At 60.0% G+C, this 18,720-nt stretch carries 16 protein-coding genes; 10 read left to right on the top strand and 6 right to left on the bottom strand.

The window, feature by feature from the left end:
* Positions 1 to 117: 117 nt before the first annotated feature.
* From RBB75_RS08835 to RBB75_RS08820, 4 genes are all read left to right on the top strand, one after another.
* The gene (locus RBB75_RS08835; protein WP_353070217.1) at positions 118 to 519 is read left to right on the top strand and encodes a BlaI/MecI/CopY family transcriptional regulator; all 402 of its coding nucleotides are present in this window, start codon (positions 118 to 120) and stop codon (positions 517 to 519) included.
* Positions 516 to 2,270, top strand: a complete 1,755-nt coding sequence (locus tag RBB75_RS08830) for a M56 family metallopeptidase (RefSeq protein WP_353070216.1) — start codon at positions 516 to 518, stop codon at positions 2,268 to 2,270. Before RBB75_RS08835 ends, RBB75_RS08830 begins: the two co-directional genes overlap by 4 nt.
* Before the next feature lie 229 nt (positions 2,271 to 2,499).
* On the top strand, positions 2,500 to 3,678 hold the full coding sequence (locus RBB75_RS08825; protein WP_353070215.1) for a pyridoxal phosphate-dependent aminotransferase: 1,179 nt from the start codon (positions 2,500 to 2,502) through the stop codon (positions 3,676 to 3,678).
* Between the two features lie 36 nt (positions 3,679 to 3,714).
* Entirely contained in the window at positions 3,715 to 3,981 is a 267-nt protein-coding gene (locus RBB75_RS08820; protein ID WP_179640449.1) for a hypothetical protein, read from the top strand.
* A gap of 236 nt (positions 3,982 to 4,217) precedes the next feature.
* Here RBB75_RS08820 and RBB75_RS08815 read toward each other — a convergent pair whose 3' ends face one another.
* The 4 genes from RBB75_RS08815 to RBB75_RS08800 form a co-directional block, all read right to left on the bottom strand.
* Positions 4,218 to 4,904 carry a YukJ family protein gene (locus RBB75_RS08815; RefSeq protein ID WP_353070214.1) on the bottom strand — a complete coding sequence of 229 codons (687 nt, stop codon included), beginning with the start codon at positions 4,902 to 4,904 and terminating at the stop codon, positions 4,218 to 4,220.
* 45 nt (positions 4,905 to 4,949) lie between these two features.
* Positions 4,950 to 5,204: a hypothetical protein gene (locus RBB75_RS08810; RefSeq protein WP_353070213.1), complete on the bottom strand. Its 255-nt coding sequence runs from the start codon at positions 5,202 to 5,204 to the stop codon at positions 4,950 to 4,952.
* Between the two features lie 152 nt (positions 5,205 to 5,356).
* On the bottom strand, positions 5,357 to 6,022 hold the full coding sequence (locus RBB75_RS08805) for a TetR/AcrR family transcriptional regulator (protein ID WP_353070212.1): 666 nt from the start codon (positions 6,020 to 6,022) through the stop codon (positions 5,357 to 5,359).
* Positions 6,023 to 6,029: 7 nt separating this feature from the next.
* Positions 6,030 to 6,407 carry a hypothetical protein gene (locus tag RBB75_RS08800; RefSeq protein ID WP_179640445.1) on the bottom strand — a complete coding sequence of 126 codons (378 nt, stop codon included), beginning with the start codon at positions 6,405 to 6,407 and terminating at the stop codon, positions 6,030 to 6,032.
* Between the two features lie 180 nt (positions 6,408 to 6,587).
* On the opposite strand from RBB75_RS08800, the gene RBB75_RS08795 reads away from it, so the two are divergent.
* The 4 genes from RBB75_RS08795 to RBB75_RS08780 all read left to right on the top strand — a co-directional run bounded on the left by RBB75_RS08795 (position 6,588) and on the right by RBB75_RS08780 (position 11,436).
* A complete protein-coding gene (locus RBB75_RS08795; protein WP_353070211.1) occupies positions 6,588 to 8,078 on the top strand; it encodes a DNA recombination protein RmuC in 1,491 nt (496 codons plus the stop codon).
* 143 nt (positions 8,079 to 8,221) lie between these two features.
* Positions 8,222 to 8,464 carry an acyl carrier protein gene (locus tag RBB75_RS08790; protein ID WP_179580522.1) on the top strand — a complete coding sequence of 81 codons (243 nt, stop codon included), beginning with the start codon at positions 8,222 to 8,224 and terminating at the stop codon, positions 8,462 to 8,464.
* 3 nt (positions 8,465 to 8,467) lie between these two features.
* Entirely contained in the window at positions 8,468 to 9,718 is a 1,251-nt protein-coding gene (gene fabF / locus RBB75_RS08785; protein ID WP_179640443.1) for a beta-ketoacyl-ACP synthase II, read from the top strand.
* A gap of 176 nt (positions 9,719 to 9,894) precedes the next feature.
* Positions 9,895 to 11,436 (top strand): sialate O-acetylesterase, encoded by a 1,542-nt coding sequence (locus tag RBB75_RS08780; RefSeq protein WP_353070210.1) that lies wholly within the window; start codon positions 9,895 to 9,897, stop codon positions 11,434 to 11,436.
* Here the strand turns inward: RBB75_RS08780 and RBB75_RS08775 are convergent.
* Positions 11,433 to 12,185: a Yip1 family protein gene (locus RBB75_RS08775; protein ID WP_353070209.1), complete on the bottom strand. Its 753-nt coding sequence runs from the start codon at positions 12,183 to 12,185 to the stop codon at positions 11,433 to 11,435. The genes RBB75_RS08780 and RBB75_RS08775 overlap by 4 nt on opposite strands.
* Before the next feature lie 409 nt (positions 12,186 to 12,594).
* On the opposite strand from RBB75_RS08775, the gene RBB75_RS08770 reads away from it, so the two are divergent.
* A complete protein-coding gene (locus tag RBB75_RS08770) occupies positions 12,595 to 16,299 on the top strand; it encodes a beta strand repeat-containing protein (protein WP_353070208.1) in 3,705 nt (1,234 codons plus the stop codon).
* Positions 16,300 to 16,514: 215 nt separating this feature from the next.
* Complete coding sequence (gene amaB / locus RBB75_RS08765) at positions 16,515 to 18,041, top strand: L-piperidine-6-carboxylate dehydrogenase (protein ID WP_353070207.1); 1,527 nt, start codon at positions 16,515 to 16,517, stop codon at positions 18,039 to 18,041.
* Between the two features lie 17 nt (positions 18,042 to 18,058).
* Here the strand turns inward: amaB and RBB75_RS08760 are convergent, their stop codons facing one another.
* Positions 18,059 to 18,538: a hypothetical protein gene (locus RBB75_RS08760; RefSeq protein ID WP_179640438.1), complete on the bottom strand. Its 480-nt coding sequence runs from the start codon at positions 18,536 to 18,538 to the stop codon at positions 18,059 to 18,061.
* Positions 18,539 to 18,720: the final 182 nt, after the last annotated feature.

Raw genomic sequence — 18,720 nt, 5'->3', positions numbered from 1 at the left:
TCTAAATTTGCTTCCAGTCTACTGTGTTGCCCGGAGCTTTAATGAAGTCCTAAGGCTTTAGTTGACAAAAGTGGGAGATCTGCTGCTTAATCTACTAAAGCATTAGGAGGTGGATGGGTGACGACGCAGACGAAGACGAATCAAGGGCTGACGCCGCTGGAGCTGGAGATTATGCAGGTTCTGTGGGAGACAGGGCCGTGCACGGTGAGCGAGGTGCAGCCGAGGCTGAAGGCGGAGCTGGCCTATACGACGGTGCAGACGATGTTGAATGTGCTGCTGCGCAAGAGCAAGGTGAAGCGGGTGCAGGAGGGGCGTGCGTTTCGTTACCGGGCAGTGGTGAGCCGGGAGCGGGCGACGGGGAGCGCGTTGAACGACATGGTGAAGCGGATGTTTGGCGGCTCCAGCGAGGCGCTGCTGATGGCGATGGTGGACGCGCGGCAGATCAGCGCAGACGAGCTGGAGCGGGTAGGGAAGAGGCTGGCGGCGGCGGAGCGTGATGCGGGGAAGGAGGAGAGATGATCGAACGGACGCTGGTGGAGTATGTGGCGAATGCGCTGTGGCAGGTGCCGATGCTGGCCGGTGGCGCGTGGTTGATGCTTGCAGCGGTGAAGGCGGGGCCGCGAATGCAGCATGGAGTGTGGTTGATGGTGCTGGGTCTGGCGGTAGTGCTTCCGCTGCATGGAATGGGCGGAGAGCTGGCGCCGGTTCGAGTGCGCCCGAACGCACGGGTGCTTGTGGGAGCTAGTGATGTGGCGCCGGCTAGTGGGGATCTGGGGGCGCGGGGATTCGGCGAGAAGGGGGGAGAGACGCCGCTTCAGCCACGGCGTGTGGAGGTTTCGGTGACGGCGGCTCGTTGGGTGGTGGGTTTTTATGCAGGTGCGGTGATGTTTGGGTTATGGAGAGTGGTGTGGGCCTGGCGTGCGGCACGGCGGCTGGTGGAGCGGTCGCGAGAGGTGACCCTTGCGGGAGAACAGACGGTGGTGCTGGAGGACTATGGGCGGCGGCTTCGCATCAGGCTGCCGCAGGTGCGCGAGAGTGTGGAGATCTCGAGCCCGATGATCGTGGGGGTGATTGCGCCGGTGATTCTTCTGCCGGTGGAGTTTGCACGATATGAGGCCGAGGAGATGAGGGCGGCGCTGCTGCATGAGCTGGCTCATGTGAAGCGGAGGGACACGCTGGAGAGTGCGATCTGCCAGTTGATGGCGCTGCCGGTGAGTTGGCATCCGGTGACGCACTGGGTGCAGGGGAGGATTCGGCGGACGCGTGAGATGGTGTGCGATGCGATGGCCGCGGAGGAGATGCGGTCCGAGATTGGATATGCGCGATGTTTGTTGACGCTGGCGAGGGGCATGATGGCAGGGCGGGAGTTGGAGCGCGAGACGGTAGGGGTTGGGTTGTTCCAGTTATTTAACAGCAATGTACTGGAGGAGAGAGTGATGAGACTGATGAAGACGGAGTCGGTAGTGGGCGTGCGGACGAAGGTGATTCGCTTGACGAGTGGAGCGGTGGCGATGGTGGCGACGATGGCGGTGGCTGCGATGTTTCACTTGACTCCGACGATGGCGCAGGAGCAGATGCAGGCTCCGTTGCCGGAGATTGGACAGAGTGCGGCTCCGCAGGCTGCGCCAGATGCAGCACAGCAGGCCTTGCCAGATGCGGCTCCGCAGGCTGCGCCGAATGCCTCTGCTTCGGATTCAGCGGAGCGCAAGGTCACGGCCAGTGGGAAGCAGGCCGATGTTGTGGCAAAAAAAGGACAACATGTCTATCGCTGGGAAGGCTCGGAGGATGAGCCGGTCGCGATTGTTAATGGACAGGTTCGCAAGCTCACTCCTGAGGAGCGCAGACAGATAAAGCAGCAGATGGAAAGGGCGAGTAAGGAAATAGCGGCGACAACGGCGAGGATCAATAGCCCGGATTTCAAGAGAGAGATAGAAGAGGCCGCCGCAGCCTCGGCGAAGGTGAATAGTCCGGAGTTCAAGAAGCAGATCGAAGAGGCGCAGTTGCAGGCGATGAAGGCGAACGAGAGGGTCCATAGCGAGGCGTTCAAAGAGCAGATGGCAGAGGTGCAGAGAAATCTGAAGGCGATGGAGATGCCGCGGATCCAGGAAGAGATTGCGAGGGCGACCGCAAAGGTGAATAGTCCTGAATTCAAGCAGCAGATGGCAGATATGCAGAGGGAGCTCAATGGAGAGATACAGCAGCGAATGGCGGAGGCGATGAAGCAGATGAAGGAGGCGCAGGAGGAGATGAAGGACGTCTCGCCGAAGTAGAACAGAGCAAAGGATGCTGCGAAGCCACTCGATGGGATCGGGTGGCTTTTTTGTTGTCCTGCCGGACGGGCCCACTCCGCGTGGGGCGGTCACTTCGTGACGTGTATACCTTGCTTGGGTGAGGTTAGCTGCTTCGGCCCTCCCGTTGGTCGGGTTGAGATTTGGATTGCCTGGTCGGGCTAAGATGATTGCATCTTGGGTTTGGCATCTTGGCTTTGGGGGATCGGTTATGGGACAGGTTGAGGTTTCGTCGAGGCTTGGGCTGAGTGAGCTGGCGCCGCGGTTAGTGCAGTCGGAGATTCGCGCGATGAGCGTGGCGTGCGATGCGATGGGTGGGGTGAATCTGGCGCAGGGTGTATGCGACACCGAGGTGCCGGAGGTGGTGGCCGAAGGGGCGATTCGGGCGATTCGCGATGGGTTGAACATCTACACGCGGCTGGATGGAATTCCGCGGTTGAGAAAAGCAATTGCGGGGAAGGTCGAGCGGACGCTGGGGATTACGGTCGATCCAGAGCGCGAGGTGCTGGTGACCAGTGGGGTGACAGGAGCGTTTCAGGCGGCGGCGATGGCTCTGCTGAATCCGGGCGATGAGGTGCTGGTGTTTGAGCCGTTCTATGGGTATCACGTGAATACGCTGAGTTCGCTGCGGGTGGCTGCGGTGGCAGTGGCGCTGACTGCGCCCGACTGGGGGTTGGATCTGGGCGCGGTCAGAGCGGCGATTACGCCGAAGACTCGCGGCATGGTGATCAATACGCCGTCGAATCCTGCGGGGAAGGTGTTTACGCGTTTTGAGTTGGAGGGGCTGGCAAGGATTGCGGAGGAGTTCGATCTGTTCGTGTTTACGGATGAGATCTATGAACACTTTATTTATGGAGGGGCGACGCATCTGAGCCCCGCGTCGATTCCGGGGATGCGGGAGCGGACGATTCTGATGTCGGGGTTTTCGAAGACGTTTTCCGTAACGGGATGGAGGGTGGGGTATCTGATCGCAGACGCGAGATGGCTGGGGTCGATTGGATACTTTCATGATCTGACGTATGTGTGCGCGCCTGCTCCGATGCAACAGGGGGTGGCGGATGGAATGGAGCAGCTGGGGGAGGATTTTTACAGCGGGCTAGCGCTGGAGCATGAGGTGAAGCGCACGATGATTGTGGATGCGCTGCGGGAGGCTCACATGATGCCGCAGGCGCCGGATGGGGCGTACTACGTGCTGGCTTCTGCGGCTGGGTTGCCGGGGGTTACGGCGGCGGAGAAGGCGCGGGCGCTGCTGGCGAAGACGGGAGTGGCTTCGGTGGCAGGGTCGGCTTTCTTTCGGCTGGGGAGGGGTGAGGATCTGCTGCGGTTTTGTTTTGCGAAGAAGGATAAGGATCTGGTGGAGGCTTGCCGGAGATTGCGGGAGCTGCGTTAGGGCGGCTTGTTTGCGGGTCCACTAAGATAGTGGTGTATGCCGCCATTCTCTGAAGTGACGCGGATTGAAGCTGCGATCAAGAACAAGAGCTCGAAGGAGCTGGAGTGGTCGCTGTGGTACTGCCGGATGCGGCAGGCGGTGCCGAGTGCTCGTCCGGCGGATCTGAAGTACTGGCGTGGGATTGAGGCGCTGGTGAAGGAGACGATGGCGGGGCCGGTTGAGGCGAAGGTCTATCCGGCGAAGAAGAAGAAGGCGGGGCGTGGGTTGGGGCTGGGACCGGTTGAGGCGGGTGAGGATTCTTGAGAGGCTGTGTCCTGCCGGACGGGCCTCCTGCGCTAGGCCACCCCACAAACGAAGACCTGTTTGTGGGGACCCCGGTACGCGCGGGCGTTCGCACGCCTTTTTAGAGCTTCGCGTAGTCCTCCCGTTGGTCGGAATCATCTTCCTTTGCGACCAACGGGAGCGCCAACAGAAGGGGTACACAAGTCACGAAGTGACCGCCCCACGCGCAGTGGGCCCGTCCGGCAGGACATGATCTTCTAAACCGGATTGCCAGCCGAGTCCGTACTCCAGCTCTCAGTCTGAAATGCAATAAATACCGCGGTCCATGTGCCTTTCGACGGTAAGTTGATAAACAGCGCACCATCCTGCCACACGCCATTATCTCCGCTGAATCCGCCGCCTTTGCCACCGACCGGGTTTCCTTGATTCATGTGGATGTCGTGGATTCCGTCCACTTTTCCGGAGTCGGCGTACGCGCTGCCGAAGGCGTAGATCACGCCGTCTTTATCGGCGATCGTCATATTGAGCAGCGTGACTACGGCGTTCTCCAGCGCTTTTGCCCGCGCCCGCTGAATCATCTCCTGCTCTGCACCGCCACCTTTGGCCTTTTCACTTGCCTTCGGCAGTAGGGTCATCTGCGCCTTCGTGATCATGGAGGCGCCGTTGACGGTGCTCCGCACAAAGTCCAGCGCCAGCCCACCCGGCTCGCTCGTCAATGGCGTCATCCCCATGGGCAGCGCCTGCAGACCTGCCAGATCCGGCGGTGTGAAATCTTCAACGATGTCGTACAAGACCTCCGACCCGTCCATCGACTGAATATTGACCGCTACTGTGAACGGGCCGCCGGTGGCCTGCATCGTGATCTGATAGTGCGTGCTCGACCCGGTGACGACCTTGCCCGCAGTCGGCTTTCCCGCGAGGACACTGTAGTTGGTAATCGGCATCCTTATTCCTTCTCTCTGCGACGCGAATACATCACAGACACCATCTCACACACCCGCCTCATCTTCGACGTCCTCCTCTTCATTGTCTTCGTCGTCCTCTTCTTCGGCTGCGGCGTCGTCGTCTTCTTCCTCGAGTTCGTCGTCGTCCTGGTCACCGTCCACGGCAGTCGCGGCGCTAGTTGCTTCGCTGCTGGCGTGTTCGGTTGGATTGCTGGGGGAGTTATCGAATGTTGCCGTTGCATCCGACCCGATGTTGCGTAAGAGATTGTCGAATCCCTGGTTGTTCAGAGCGTCTGCCATTCAAATCACCTGTTTTCACTAAAAATTTACGTCCCGGTATGGCGATATCTCCAACCTGCCCGGTTGGATGCGTGTTTATTCAACTCGGCCACCCTCTCGATTTTTCAGAGCCCTCTACTCCGTTCGAGGCATGCAACCTGCGCTCGATAAATCTATTCTTCTGTGTAAATCACCTCGAGTAGTTCTGCAGCCAGACGATGGAGTGGCCGTAGCAACGGAATCCCTGCCAGTTTGAGGGTTACCAGAATCATCTTCAGTGTTTTTTCATAGAGCAGCATCGTCCTCTTCTGGCCACTACTCCGGTCATACACCCAAAATAAGATCAAACCCATCTGGTACATCCAAAGCAAACGTGGCAAGTAAAGTTTGATATTGGCTGGCAGCGTGACCCTGGAATCTGCAACCGCACTGTGAAAGAAACCGATGTCCTGTTCTCGGATCGTCGCAGTCTCTTTGCTAAACGGCGACAGCGGATGTTCGGGATCCGAATGAGCCGACAGCGCTCCAAGCAGCTTCCGGTTTGGTTCAAAGCATTCAAATTTTGTCGAGATGATCGCCCGCAAGCGCTCCTCTAAGGTCTTGCACTGAATCAGAGAGGCCTCGATCCGGGGGCTCATCTCGCTCTGCGAACGCTCGTAGAACGCCATTACGATTGCGTCCTTCGACTCGAAGTAGTAGTAAGCCGCACCCACTGCCACCTCGGCCGCCTTAGCGATTTCACGCATCGTGGCACGCTCGAAACCGCGCTCGCGAAACACCGCAAGTGCAGCTGCGAGGATTCGTGTGCGCGTCTCTTCAGACTTCTTGATCTTCGTCATTGAGAACTCATGCGATCCGCGGCGGTGGTGGCGCTGAACTAAAGCCGGTTGATCGGCTCCTCATCTTCGCAAAGACGAGAATGTTAAAAAAGTGCATGGCTCCAAGGATCAACAGGACCACTCCGATCTTGACACTCTCCAGTTCGATCACCTGCCGGACATTCGAAAGTGGATCGGTCGTCTTCAACGCCAGGGCAATATAGCCGATATTGATCAGGTAAAAGCCCACCACGAGCAGTTGGTTCACCGAATCTGCAAGCGCCTCGTTGCCGTGAAACGCATCCACCAAAAACACTCGGCCATTACGATGAAGGGTACGCGCTACCCAAACTGTAAGCGCAATACTTATAACGAGATAGCTGAAATAGCAGCTGGCGACGATCATAATTTGACTCCCCTTGTCTTTATTTTGAACATGTTCAATTATGAAGTTACACCTTCACTTCCATGATGTAAAGGTATTTTGAACACGTTCATTATTTTGTAGTTTACCCCCTATCCTCCGATAAAAAACGCACAACGTTCCACTGAACCTGATGCTATTCTGAGGCGAAGGAAAGTCGAAATGTTTACTGCCCTTCTCATCGTCAATCTCGTCCTTCTCCTGGCCGTCGTTCTGCTTTTGCTTCGCAGGCAGCCGGTGCCCGCGACGGATCCGCGGCTGATCCAGATGCCCGAGCAGCTGACGCGGCTGGACGCGCGGAACGAGGCGCTCGACGCCCATCTGCGAAGCGGCCTGGCCGAGATACGCCGCGACGCCGCCGACGATGCCCGGCGAACCCGCGAGGCAGCTGCAGCAGACTTCACCAGCCTTCGCACTGAGATTACCGCGACGATCGCCGAGCTCAGCGGGCTGCTGCAGAACGGGCTGAACGCCTTTCGCAGCGACAACAAAGCCTCCGACGAGGTTCTGCGCACTGCGGTTCAGCAGAATCTGGATTCGATCGCACAGCGGCTCTCCTACTTCATTGGCGAGGTTAATCGCAATCAGATCGAGGCTCGCGAGGCGTTGCACAGCCGCCTGAACGAGCTCTCCGGCGAGGCTAACGATCAGCAGGAAAAACTGCGCTTCACCGTCGAAGACCGCCTTTCGAAGTTGAACGATGCCAATACTGCGAAGCTCGAGGAGATGCGGGTTACTGTTGACGAAAAGCTGCATGCCACGCTGCAGACGCGGCTTACGGAGTCGTTCGGGCAGGTTACGACGCACCTCGGCGAAGTCCAGAAGGGCCTGGGTGAGATGAAGGAGCTTGCCACCGGTGTGGGCGATCTGAAGAGAGTTCTTTCGAACGTCAAATCGCGCGGCGTGGTGGGCGAGTTTCAGCTTGGCCAGCAGCTTGAGCAGATGTTTTCGCCTGAGCAGTACATCAAAAACGCCCGCATCAAGCAGGGGACGCTTGAGTCGGTGGAATACGCTCTCAAGTTCCCCTCGGGCGAAGGTGCCGACAGCCACACTCTGCTCGCCATCGACGCCAAGTTTCCCAAAGAGGACTGGGAGCGGCTGGAGCATGCCTACGAGACCGGCGAAGGCATCGAGGCCGCTGGAAAGGCCTTCGAGCGCTCCATTCGCGCCGAGGGCAGACGCATCTGCGATAAGTACATCGACCCACCCACTACCATGCCCCATGCCATCATGTTCCTGCCGACGGAGAGCCTCTATGCGGAGGTCGTCCGCCGTCCGGGGTTGCAGTCGGAGATACAGTCGAGCTGCCGCGTCACTATCGCCGGGCCGTCGACTTTTATGGCCATCCTGACCAGCTTCCAGATGGGCTTTCACACGCTTGCCATCCAAAAGAAGGGCGACGAAGTCTGGCGCGTGCTCTCCAGTGCCAAGAAGGAGTTCGAGACCTATGGGGGGCTGATGCAGAAGGTCGAAGATCAGGTGGGAACGGTTCAGAACACCATTCAGAAGCTCGGCGTCCGTACGCGGGCGATTAATAAGGCGCTGAAAAACGTCTCCGCCATCGACGCCGGCATCCCCGTATCCAACCTGATCGGCTTCGACGACGTCCCAGGGATCGCCCCACTGCTTGCCGCCTCTGGCGAGGAAGACTGAAAAGATCCTCTCGCCCATTTCCCACGGCTGCCTGCGGTTGCTTTACACTCACTGAGGCGCTCAGTATGCTTGAGGTTGGCCGTGTCGACCTTGAGCGACAAAACATCCAGGCTTCAGATTCCAGACGTAAACAGGAGAACGCAATGGCAGCAGTAGACGAGAAGGTAAAGCAGATTATTGTCGAGCAGCTTCAGGTGGATGAAGCGGAAGTCACCCCGGGTGCAAGCTTTCAGGAAGATCTCGGTGCAGACTCCCTCGACGTGGTCGAGCTCGTCATGCAGTTCGAAGAGGCCTTCGACATCCAGATCCCCGACGAAGATGCCGAGAAGATCAAGACCGTCAAAGACGCGGTCGACTATATCGAAAAGAACCAGAAGGCCAAGTAAACAATGGAGCATCGTCGCGTAGTTGTCACCGGCCTCGGCCTGATCTGCGGGGTCGGCAAAACCGCCCCTGAGGTTTGGGAAGGTCTCATGGCCGGACGCAGTGGCATGGCGGAGATCAAGGCATTCGATCTCACGGGCCATCCCGTCCGATTCGCCGCGGAGGTCAAGGAGTTCGATCCTCTTCTCTTCGTCGACAAGAAAGAGTCCCGCAAGATGGGACGCTTTATTCACTTTGCCCTGGCCGCATCGGCCGAGGCGATGGCTCACTCCGGACTGAAGATCACCGAAGAGAACCGCGATCAGGTGGGGGTCCATATCGGCTCCGGCATCGGCGGCTTCGATGTCATCGAGCGGGAACACCAGAATCTGCTCAGCGGCGGCCCGCGCAAGGTCTCGCCCTTCTTCATCCCCGGCTCCATCATCAACCTCGCCGCTGGCCACGTCTCAATCAAATACGGCGCGCGTGGGCCGAATGAGGCGACGGCGACTGCCTGCACCACGTCGGCTCACTCTATCGGCGATGCCTTCCGCATCATTCAGCGCGGCGATGCAGATGCCATGATCGCCGGTGGCACCGAAGCGTCCATCACGCCGCTGGGTGTGGCTGGATTCGCCGCCATGCGGGCGCTCTCCACGCGCAACGACGACCCCGAGCACGCCAGCCGCCCCTTCGACAAGGATCGCGACGGCTTCGTGGTCGGCGAAGGCGCGGGCATTCTCATCCTCGAGGAGCTTGAGTTCGCCAAGGCACGCGGCGCAAAGATCCTGGCTGAGGTTCTCGGCTACGGTCTCTCCGCTGACGCCTTCCACATGACCGGCATGGCTCCCGAGGGCGAAGGCTGCTATCGCTCGATGAAGCACGCTCTCAAAGTCGCGGGACTCTCACCGGACCAGATCGACTACGTCAACGCGCATGCCACCTCGACTCCTCTCGGCGATGCCCTCGAATCGAAGGCCATTGAGAATGTCTTCGGCGAACGCGCAACCAGCGGCAAGCTCATGGTCAGCTCCACCAAATCCATGACGGGCCATCTTCTCGGTGGGGCAGGCGGCCTGGAAGCCGGCATCACTATCCTGGCCATGCAGCACCAGATCGCGCCTCCTACGATGAATATCGTTGAGCTCGATCCGCAGTGCCGCCTGAACTACGTTCCGAACAAACCGCTGCCTGCGAAGATCAACTACGCTCTCTCGAACTCCTTCGGGTTCGGCGGAACCAACGGCTCGCTCGTCTTCAAGCGCTGGACTGAGTAATCAGCACCCAACCGAAAATCAACCAACAACCGTATCAACCAAGGCCCGGCTTCTGTCGGGCCTCTCCTTTGACTTCGAGCTTGACCTCCGCAACGAAGGAGCAAGCGAAACCTTCCCGCTGCGAGCCTCGTCAACACAAAGTCCAGCCGGTATAAAAGTAATCGGAGACCCCGTTCATGAAGCTTCGCCTCACCCTCTGCCTCCTCGCCGCCACCCTTGCTGCCCAAGCCGAAGTCTCCCTCCCCAAACTCTTCTCCAGCCACATGGTCCTGCAACGCGACATGCCCATCCATCTCTGGGGCAGCGCCACTCCCGGCGAGTCCGTCACCGCCACCTTCCACCACCTCACCAACACCGCTACGGCCGACCCCACCGGCCGCTGGAGTCTCTATCTGCCACCGCAACCCGCCGGAGGCCCTTACACGCTTACGGTTCGCGGCACCAACACCATCACCTATGACGACATTCTCCTCGGCGATCTCTGGTTTGCCTCCGGCCAGTCCAACATGGAGATGCCTCTCGACGGCTTCGGCCCCGACACACAGATTGAAGACGCAGAGAAAGAGATCGTCGCCGCCAACTACCCCGACATCCGCCTCCTTCTGATCGAAAAGGACGCCGCCGACTACCCCCGCGAAGACGTTCGCGCCACCACCGGTTGGTCCCTCTGCACCCCCGCTTCCGCAAGGACCTTCTCCGCAGTCGCCTACTTCTTCGCCCGCGACCTGCAGAAGGCCCTCGAGGACAAAAAGCAGCACGTCGCCATCGGCCTGATCGACTCCACCTGGGGAGGTACGCCCGCCGAGGCATGGACCAGCCTCGATGCTCTTGGCTCCAACGCGTCCCTGATGCCAGTCTTCGCGGCTCGCGCTGAACAAGCAGATCGCGAACCCACCGAGGCGCGTCTCGACGCTTTCGATAAACAAGCCCGCGCCGAGGGCAAACCCACGACGCCCAATCGCGACTGGCACCCCAACATCGAATCCTGGCGCCCCTCCGCGCTTTATAACGCGATGGTCGCCCCCTTCACTCCGCTCCCGATCAAGGGCGTCATCTGGTATCAGGGCGAGGCTAACTCTGCTCTCAACCGCGCTGGCCTCTACGACAGACTTTTTCCAACGCTTATCAAGGACTGGCGCCAGCACTGGGCCCAGGGCAACTTCCCCTTTCTCTACGTGCAGATCTCCGCGTTCGCCAGTTCGCCAAAGGAAGACTGGGGCGAACTCCGCGACGCCCAGCGCAAGACCCTCTCGCTGATCAACACCGGCATGGCCGTCACCATCGACATCGGCAACGAGCACAACGTCCACCCCGCCAACAAGCAGGCTGTAGGCGAGCGCCTCTCTCTGCTCGGCCGCCGTCTCGCTTACAACGAAGACCTCACTGCCTCAGGCCCTCTCTTCCGTCTCGCGTACCCGGACAAAGGCGCTATGCACGTCTGGTTCGACAACGCCGCCGGCCTCTACAGCAAGAACGGCGCAGCCGGAGGTTCCCAAGTCGAAGGCTTCGAAGTCGCCGGAGCTGACCGCGTCTTTCTTCGCGCCAACGCCCGCATCGATCACGAAGCGAGCGGCGACACTATCACCGTGGCCAGCCCTGCGATCCCCAACCCGCAGTACGTCCGCTATGCGTGGCCCAACTTCCCTCAGGCCAACCTCTACAACGGCGCGAACCTGCCCGCCTCCACCTTTACCTCACTCGAGCCCACTCGGCCTTAGCTGCTCATCGCCGCCGAAGCTACGCTCAAGATCAGCACCAGTGCCCACCAGCCTACGACCACGGCCGCAGCCTTCCCGCGGCTTACCTTCGCCACAATCGAGGTCCCAATCACCAGCAGAATCACATTCCAAATTCCGATCACGTCAAGAAAACCCAGCGCAGCCTTCAGCCATGGCGCAGCGTCAGGCATAAAGTAGGCGGGGTTGGTCCCCACCGGATTCTTCAGATTAAAGCTCTCCGCATTCCCGCCAAACATCACCGTCACGAGTGTCAGCAACCCGCTCAACAGCCGCGGCAGCGACGCGTACATCCACACGCAGAACATCTGGCCAAAGGTCGTCCGCGCGCCCAGTCCGAAGTTGAAGCTTGCCCAGTTCACCAGCGCCCCGACCGCTGAGATGAGCAGAATAATCACCGGCGTCCCATACGAGATATTCTTAGTAAACGACGCGATGCCGTGCATCCTGGCCGCACGCTGATCCTCAGGGAGGCTCTGAATCTGCTCCTCTTGTTTCGGGCTGTCGAGAATCATGTTCTCTGCCACGCGGCTGAAGCCTACCTGCCGGTCGATCGTGAAGGTCACCCCAATCGACACAATCACCGCCAGCAGAAACGGCAGCCACCAGCTTGTGCTCCGCAAAATATCGGTGAAGGTCTTCGAAGGAGCGATAAACGTATCCACCAGGCGCTCCACCTGGCTCAACCCCGGCTGTCCCGACTGCGTATCTACGGCTACGACATCGTTCATAAACTCTCCTCGAACATAGTCTTCCAGCCAATTCGGCAAATCACGGCTTACGAATGTCTTCGCATTCTAGCCCACCATCATCAACCATCCATCAGAAAACTTTAGTCCACACCGATCCATCATCAGTGCTCAGTTCCCAGTCCCCATCAGTTGAATATTGTCCGGTGAACTCGCAGCGCTACTCATAATCTGCAGAGTCGCACTTCGTGTCCCGGAGGAGGTAGGGTCGAAGGAGATCGTCAGGGTGCAGTGCACCGGCTGCTTTCGCAGCTATTGGCATCAATCGGAAAGCTCTGCAAAATAAAGAGCACCCAAAGACACACCTACCCCAAGGTGAATAACGCTTTAGGTGTAGGGTTTTTTTCCGGAGAGTGGTAGAGTTCCGCTGTACCTTGGATTGGTGCGCACTATGACGCATATCGCGCTGTTCCTTTTCTTTAGACGGGCGCAGATTCGACAGATCCTTTCCGCAGTACTCCTTCTCGCCTTGGCATGCTTCTTCGGCGTAATTGCAGGCTGCGGGGGCAGCTCTTCGGGCACTACACCGCCGCCACAGGGAATCCCGCCTGCCAATCTGGTCTATCCACAGACCACCGTAACTGTAACCGTTGGCAATGCCATCGTTTCGGATACTCCGACCGTCACAGGAACAGTAACCAGCTTTGCCGTCAGCCCGGCGCTTTCTGCAGGCCTCGGCCTCAGCGCATCGACCGGCGCAATCTCCGGCACGCCAACCGCCGTTACGGCGCAAGCCAGCTACATCATCACCGCAACCAACTCAGCAGGTTCTACGACGGCGACGGTGCAGATCGCAGTGAACCTTGCTCCGCCCACAAATGTCGTCTATCCGCAGACCACCATCACCGCGATTGTCGGTCAGGCGATAGCCACCGATACGCCAACGGTCACCGGAACCGTGGCCACCTTCGCTGTGAGCCCAGTGCTTCCTGCGGGTCTTAGCCTCAGTGCATCAACCGGCGCAATCTCCGGCACGCCAACCTCTGCTACCCCGCAAGCCAACTACACCGTCACCGCAACCAACTCTGCTGGCAGCACAACGGCAACGGTGCAGATCACAGTGAACCTTGCTCCGCCAACAAACCTCGTCTATCCGCAGACCACCATCGCCGCGATTGTCGGCAGTTCCATCGCTACGGATACCCCAACCGTCACCGGGACTGTAACCAGCTTCGCCGTCAGCCCGGCGCTTCCTGCAGGTCTCAGCCTTAGTGCATCGACCGGCGCAATCTCCGGCACGCCAACCACTGTTACCCCGCAGGCCACCTACACCATCACCGCATCTAACTCTGCTGGCAGCACAACGGCAACGGTGCAGATCACAGTGAACCTTGCTCCGCCAACAAACCTCGTCTATCCGCAGACCACCATCGCCGCGATTGTCGGCAGTTCCATCGCTACGGATACCCCAACCGTCACCGGGACTGTAACCAGCTTCGCCGTCAGCCCGGCGCTTCCTGCAGGTCTCAGCCTTAGTGCATCGACCGGCGCAATCTCCGGCACGCCAACCACTGTTACCCCGCAGGCCACCTACACCATCACCGCGACCAACTCAGCCGGCAGCACGACGGCAACGGTGCAGATCACAGTGAACCTTACTCCCCCCACAAACCTTGTCTATCCACAGACCGCCATCACCGCGATTGTCGGCCAGGCCATCGCCACAGATACTCCAACCGTCAATGGAACAGTAACCACCTATACCGTCAGCCCGGCGCTTCCTGCAGGCCTCGGCCTCAGCGCATCGACCGGCGCAATCTCCGGCACGCCGACCGCCGCTACCCCACAAGCTACCTACACCGTCACCGCAACCAACTCCGCCGGCAGCACGACGGCAACTGTGCAGATCACAGTGAACCTTGCTACGCCGCCCACAAACCTTGCCTATCCGCAGACCACTATCACCTCGAAGGTCGGGCAGGCGATCGCCACCGACACTCCAACCGTCAATGGAACAGTAACCACCTACACGGTCAGCCCGGCGCTTCCCGCCGGCCTCAGCCTCAGCGCATCGACCGGCGCAATTTCCGGCACGCCTACCGCCGCTACCCCGCAAGCCACCTACACCATCACTGCAACCAACTCCGCCGGCTCCACGACCGCAACGGTCACCATTACAGTAGCCAGCTTCACCGTCTTCAGTCTGCTCGACCTCGGCCAGACCGGCTCGATTGTCGTCATGCGTCTCCAGCCCACCCGCCTCTTCACCCAGGACGGCAACGGTCATTGGGTGCTCTGGGACTACACGACCACGACAGAGCTCGCCAGCGGCGATGGGGCCGGCACCCCTCTTTATCCATCCGATATGGCCGGCTCCGTCCTCGCCATCGGCATCGCAAACGCGGTGGAAGTTCGTTCCAATGTTGATGGAAGCCTCATCGCCACCCTCACCTCTCCCAGCCTCGACCCAGTCCCCACCGTCCCCCCCTCCGCCTGGTGGAAGCTCTCCACCGACGGCACCTACATCGCCTCCGGCTACGCTTCCGGTCTCTCGGTTTGGAGCACCAGCAACGGACATCTCCTGTTCTCTCGCCACGGCGACTACTCGATTGCAAACGCCTTCGCCGCGTCCGGACAGCTTCAAATTGCCCTGGGGCCCGCCGGCGCCAACGTCATCGAAACCGACTCCGTTCCCTCCGGAACCTCCTCCGTCGGTCCTGCCTTCACCGCCAACTTCAACACCTGGTTTACCGACGGCAGCCACTTTCTCACCAACACGCCAAACCTCAGCCCGCCCGCAAATTCGCCAGTCTACGACGTCTACACCTACTCCGCGGCCACAGTCCAGCAAGGGATGCTATCGCTCAGCGACCCGGGCGGTCTCAACGGCTACGCCAATTGGTTCTGGACTTACACTTTCAACAACATCCTCAGCCTCTACCCGATCGGCGCCACCACTCCCACCACCACGTATACGTTGGACACCGACACCGTCGTCATTCCCTCTGGTTCCACCCTCGGCGTGCTCCCCTACGGAACCCCAGCGGCGTCCACCATCGACCTGTCCGGCACCACTCCAACCCTCAGCAGCAGCACCGCCCTTCCCGTCGCCTATGAGCACGCCTTTGCTGCCCTCTCTCCCAGCCTGTGGGCCGTAGGCAATGTGCATGGCGTCGTCCTCGACGGCCCGAGCGCCACTACCACGCCGCGTTTCTTCGGCTACGGCACCGCCTACGACATTGCGGCAGCCCCCGGCAATGTCGTCATCTCTACCGCCATCGGCAAGATTCTAGAGTTCGAAACTTCGTCCCCAACCATCGTTGGCTCTATCAACTTCCGCGCCGGAAAGATTGTCCTCTCCAGCGATGGATCGGTCCTCGCCGCCTCAGCCAACCCCATTGACTCCCAATACGAACCCGACCGAACTCTCAACATCTACTCTCTCCCCGCGGGCACCGTCACCTACAACTTCCCCTATCAACTCACCTCCCATCCGCAAACAACGCCCGACCTCTCCGACTTCTCTCTCTCCGGTTCAGGCGCCGCATTGGGCCAATACCTGTCAACCCCCAACGGCTCTAACACCGTCTACACCCGCCAGGTCACACCACTCTCCGGTTCGCCGATCATCTGGTCCGATAACCCTCCCTCCGACCTCGACTTCGGAAACAGTGCCATCTTTCTCTCTCCCGATGGCACCCTCGTCGCTGTCTCCACCGGCGCGGAGTCGTCCACATCCACCACCAGCATCTACAAAAACGGCACCCTCGCTGCTACGGTCAATGGCTATGTCGTGGGCTGGATCGACAACAACCGCGTCCTCGTAAACACCTTCGGCACGGATATTCGCCCCGAAACCTTGCCCCCATACACCGGAACAGTCATCTATGACGCCACCGGCGCGCAGCTCACCACGCTCAACGCGCTCCCGCAACTGGCCCCGGGATTGGAGGGAGCGGGCGGCTTCCTCACCGTTGACTCCAACTCGATCTACTCCTACTACTCCATCTACTCCCTTACCACCGGCGCCGTCACCTGGACCGAACCCCTTTCTCTTGGCGGAGCACAAATACAACCTCAGGTTGGTCCCTCAGCCCTCTCCGGCAACTACCTCGTATTCAACTACGGCGCCCGCATCCTCGTCGACCTGCCCTGATTGCCGGATGCCTCCTCGCGCAATTCTGAGATGCGGCTTTGCGCCACACGCGAACTGTTCTCCGTCATCCCCTCAAGCCGCAAATCACCATGCTAATTCAGCGCATTCGTGCGGCGTACCAGCCATCCTCCAACCGCTATACTGGAGAAGGCCCGCGATCTGCACCATTACGCTAGCTGCATCTACGCTAACTGCGAGAAGAATCAAGACAAACCATGACGATCCAGCAAGAAGTCGAATCCATCCTCGCCACCCTCGGCGTCCCTGCGGCCGCAACCACCAAAGGCGAGCTTACCGTTCGCACACCGATCACCGGCGAAGTTATCGCGCAGGTCCCCACCATCACCGCCGAGGCCGCCCAAAAAGCTATTGTCCAGGCGCACGCCGCCTATCTCGAGTGGCGCAACGTTCCTGCTCCCAAACGAGGAGAACTCATCCGCATTCTCGGCGAAGAACTCCGCGCCAATATCGAACCTCTGGGCCGCCTCGTCACCATCGAAACCGGCAAGCTGCTCTCCGAAGGCCAGGGCGAGGTTCAGGAGATGATCGACATCTGCACCTTCGCGGCCGGACTTTCGCGCCAGCTAGCCGGACTCACCGTTCCTTCTGAACGCAGCAAGCATCGCATGATGGAGACCTGGCACCCCCTCGGCGTCGTCGGCGTTATCTCCGCCTTCAACTTCCCTGTTGCCGTGTGGAGCTGGAACGCCGCCCTTGCGCTCGTCTGCGGAGACGCCGTCGTCTGGAAGCCCAGCGAAAAAACTCCGCTGACCGCCCTCGCCACGCAAGCCATATTCGAGCGGGCGGCAAAGAAGTTCGGCAATACTCCGGCTGGCTTGGCGACCCTCCTCATCGGCGATGCCAAGGTTGGCGAACAACTGGTCGACAGTCCACTCATCCCACTCGTCTCTGCCACGGGATCGACTGCGATGGGCCGCGCTGTAGCTCCGAAGCTCGCCGCGCGCTTCGCCAAGGCCATCCTCGAGCTCGGCGGCAACAACGCAGCCATCGTCGCCCCCACTGCGGACCTCGACCTCACCCTCCGCGCCATCGCCTTCTCTGCAATGGGCACCGCCGGCCAGCGTTGCACTACACTGCGCCGCCTGATCGTCCACGAGAGCGTCTATGACAAGCTCGTTCCGCAGCTCAAGAAGGTCTACGGCTCGGTCGTCATCGGCGACCCAGGAGCACAAGGCACCCTGGTAGGCCCGCTCATCGACGAACGATCCTTCAACGCGATGCAGAAGTCGCTCGAAGAGGCTCGCAGCGCTGGCGCGACCATCACCGGAGGCGAACGCATCTCCACCCAGATAGACAACAAGCAAAACCCCGCGGCCTTCTACGTTCGCCCCGCCCTCGTCGAGATCTCGTCGCAGGCCGAGGTCGTCAAGCGCGAGACCTTCGCTCCCATCCTCTACGTCCTCAAGTACACCGACTTCGCCGGCGCGCTCGCCCTACACAACGATGTACCCCAGGGACTCTCGTCGTCGATCTTCACTATGAACCTCCGCGAGGCCGAGCTCTTCCTCTCAGCCACTGGCTCCGACTGCGGCATCGCCAACGTCAACATCGGCACCTCCGGCGCGGAGATCGGCGGAGCGTTCGGCGGCGAGAAAGAGACTGGAGGCGGACGCGAATCCGGCTCCGACGCGTGGAAGCAGTACATGCGCCGCGCCACCAACACCATCAACTACGGCACCGATCTGCCACTGGCGCAGGGAGTCAGCTTCGACATCAGCTAGCCGTCTGCAAATCGAGGTCAGGCCGCAAGTCCCAGCGTCGAGTTGATCGTCGCCAGTGCCGCCTTCTCCTCCTCCGAGACCAGAGTACCGCCGAAGCCGAGGAAGCCGCCCTCCTTCGTAGCCTCCGCGGTCGCTTTGGCGACTCCTGCCAGCCACTGCTTCACCTCGGTTGCTTCCTCAGGCGTGGCCTTCTGTGCCAGCAGATCGGAGGTCCGCTTCAGGATCTCGGTTGCCGCCGCCTGCACCTGAACAGGGGTTGCGCCTGCTGGCGGCTTCGGAATCGACATCTTCTGCGTCAGGTCTTGCGCAAGATCCTTCAGCAGCGGAGTCTGCGCTGATCCCGCTGCCTGGATAATCATCTTGCCTGCAGCCGTTGACTCCTGAACAAGGCCAATGGGACCGCTGGGGCTCGCCGCTACAACCAGAATGCTCGCCATAAACGGAGAGGATCGCAGGAGATCCCACTCATCAACGCTAAAATCTGCTCTTGTGCTCATTGAAAGTCCAGCCTTCTGCCCCCTTGCATCACGCGGAGTCTCCGCAAGGGCTTTTGGGATTCCGACAGCAAAAAGACTGGCCTACCAATCACCGTCGGACCTTGAGGCTATCGAGCCGGGTGATCCATGTCAATCGGGCGACGGTAAATTTAGCGAGAACAAAGAACGTTCGTGGCCGGTTC

This window comes from Tunturibacter empetritectus (genome assembly GCF_040358985.1).
Classification (GTDB): domain Bacteria; phylum Acidobacteriota; class Terriglobia; order Terriglobales; family Acidobacteriaceae; genus Edaphobacter; species Edaphobacter empetritectus.
The sequence above is the reverse complement of the archived record's forward strand: the minus strand, read 5'-3'. Positions and strand labels throughout refer to the sequence as shown.

Coding starts and splice junctions, on each gene's coding strand:
- RBB75_RS08830 (WP_353070216.1), top strand. CDS start 516: ATGATCGAACGGACGCTGGTGGAGTATGTGGCGAATGCGCTGTGGCAG.
- RBB75_RS08825 (WP_353070215.1), top strand. CDS start 2,500: ATGGGACAGGTTGAGGTTTCGTCGAGGCTTGGGCTGAGTGAGCTGGCG.
- RBB75_RS08820 (WP_179640449.1), top strand. CDS start 3,715: ATGCCGCCATTCTCTGAAGTGACGCGGATTGAAGCTGCGATCAAGAAC.
- RBB75_RS08815 (WP_353070214.1), bottom strand. CDS start 4,904: ATGCCGATTACCAACTACAGTGTCCTCGCGGGAAAGCCGACTGCGGGC.
- RBB75_RS08810 (WP_353070213.1), bottom strand. CDS start 5,204: ATGGCAGACGCTCTGAACAACCAGGGATTCGACAATCTCTTACGCAAC.
- RBB75_RS08805 (WP_353070212.1), bottom strand. CDS start 6,022: ATGACGAAGATCAAGAAGTCTGAAGAGACGCGCACACGAATCCTCGCA.
- RBB75_RS08800 (WP_179640445.1), bottom strand. CDS start 6,407: ATGATCGTCGCCAGCTGCTATTTCAGCTATCTCGTTATAAGTATTGCG.
- RBB75_RS08795 (WP_353070211.1), top strand. CDS start 6,588: ATGTTTACTGCCCTTCTCATCGTCAATCTCGTCCTTCTCCTGGCCGTC.
- RBB75_RS08790 (WP_179580522.1), top strand. CDS start 8,222: ATGGCAGCAGTAGACGAGAAGGTAAAGCAGATTATTGTCGAGCAGCTT.
- fabF (WP_179640443.1), top strand. CDS start 8,468: ATGGAGCATCGTCGCGTAGTTGTCACCGGCCTCGGCCTGATCTGCGGG.
- RBB75_RS08780 (WP_353070210.1), top strand. CDS start 9,895: ATGAAGCTTCGCCTCACCCTCTGCCTCCTCGCCGCCACCCTTGCTGCC.
- RBB75_RS08775 (WP_353070209.1), bottom strand. CDS start 12,185: ATGAACGATGTCGTAGCCGTAGATACGCAGTCGGGACAGCCGGGGTTG.
- RBB75_RS08770 (WP_353070208.1), top strand. CDS start 12,595: ATGACGCATATCGCGCTGTTCCTTTTCTTTAGACGGGCGCAGATTCGA.
- amaB (WP_353070207.1), top strand. CDS start 16,515: ATGACGATCCAGCAAGAAGTCGAATCCATCCTCGCCACCCTCGGCGTC.
- RBB75_RS08760 (WP_179640438.1), bottom strand. CDS start 18,538: ATGAGCACAAGAGCAGATTTTAGCGTTGATGAGTGGGATCTCCTGCGA.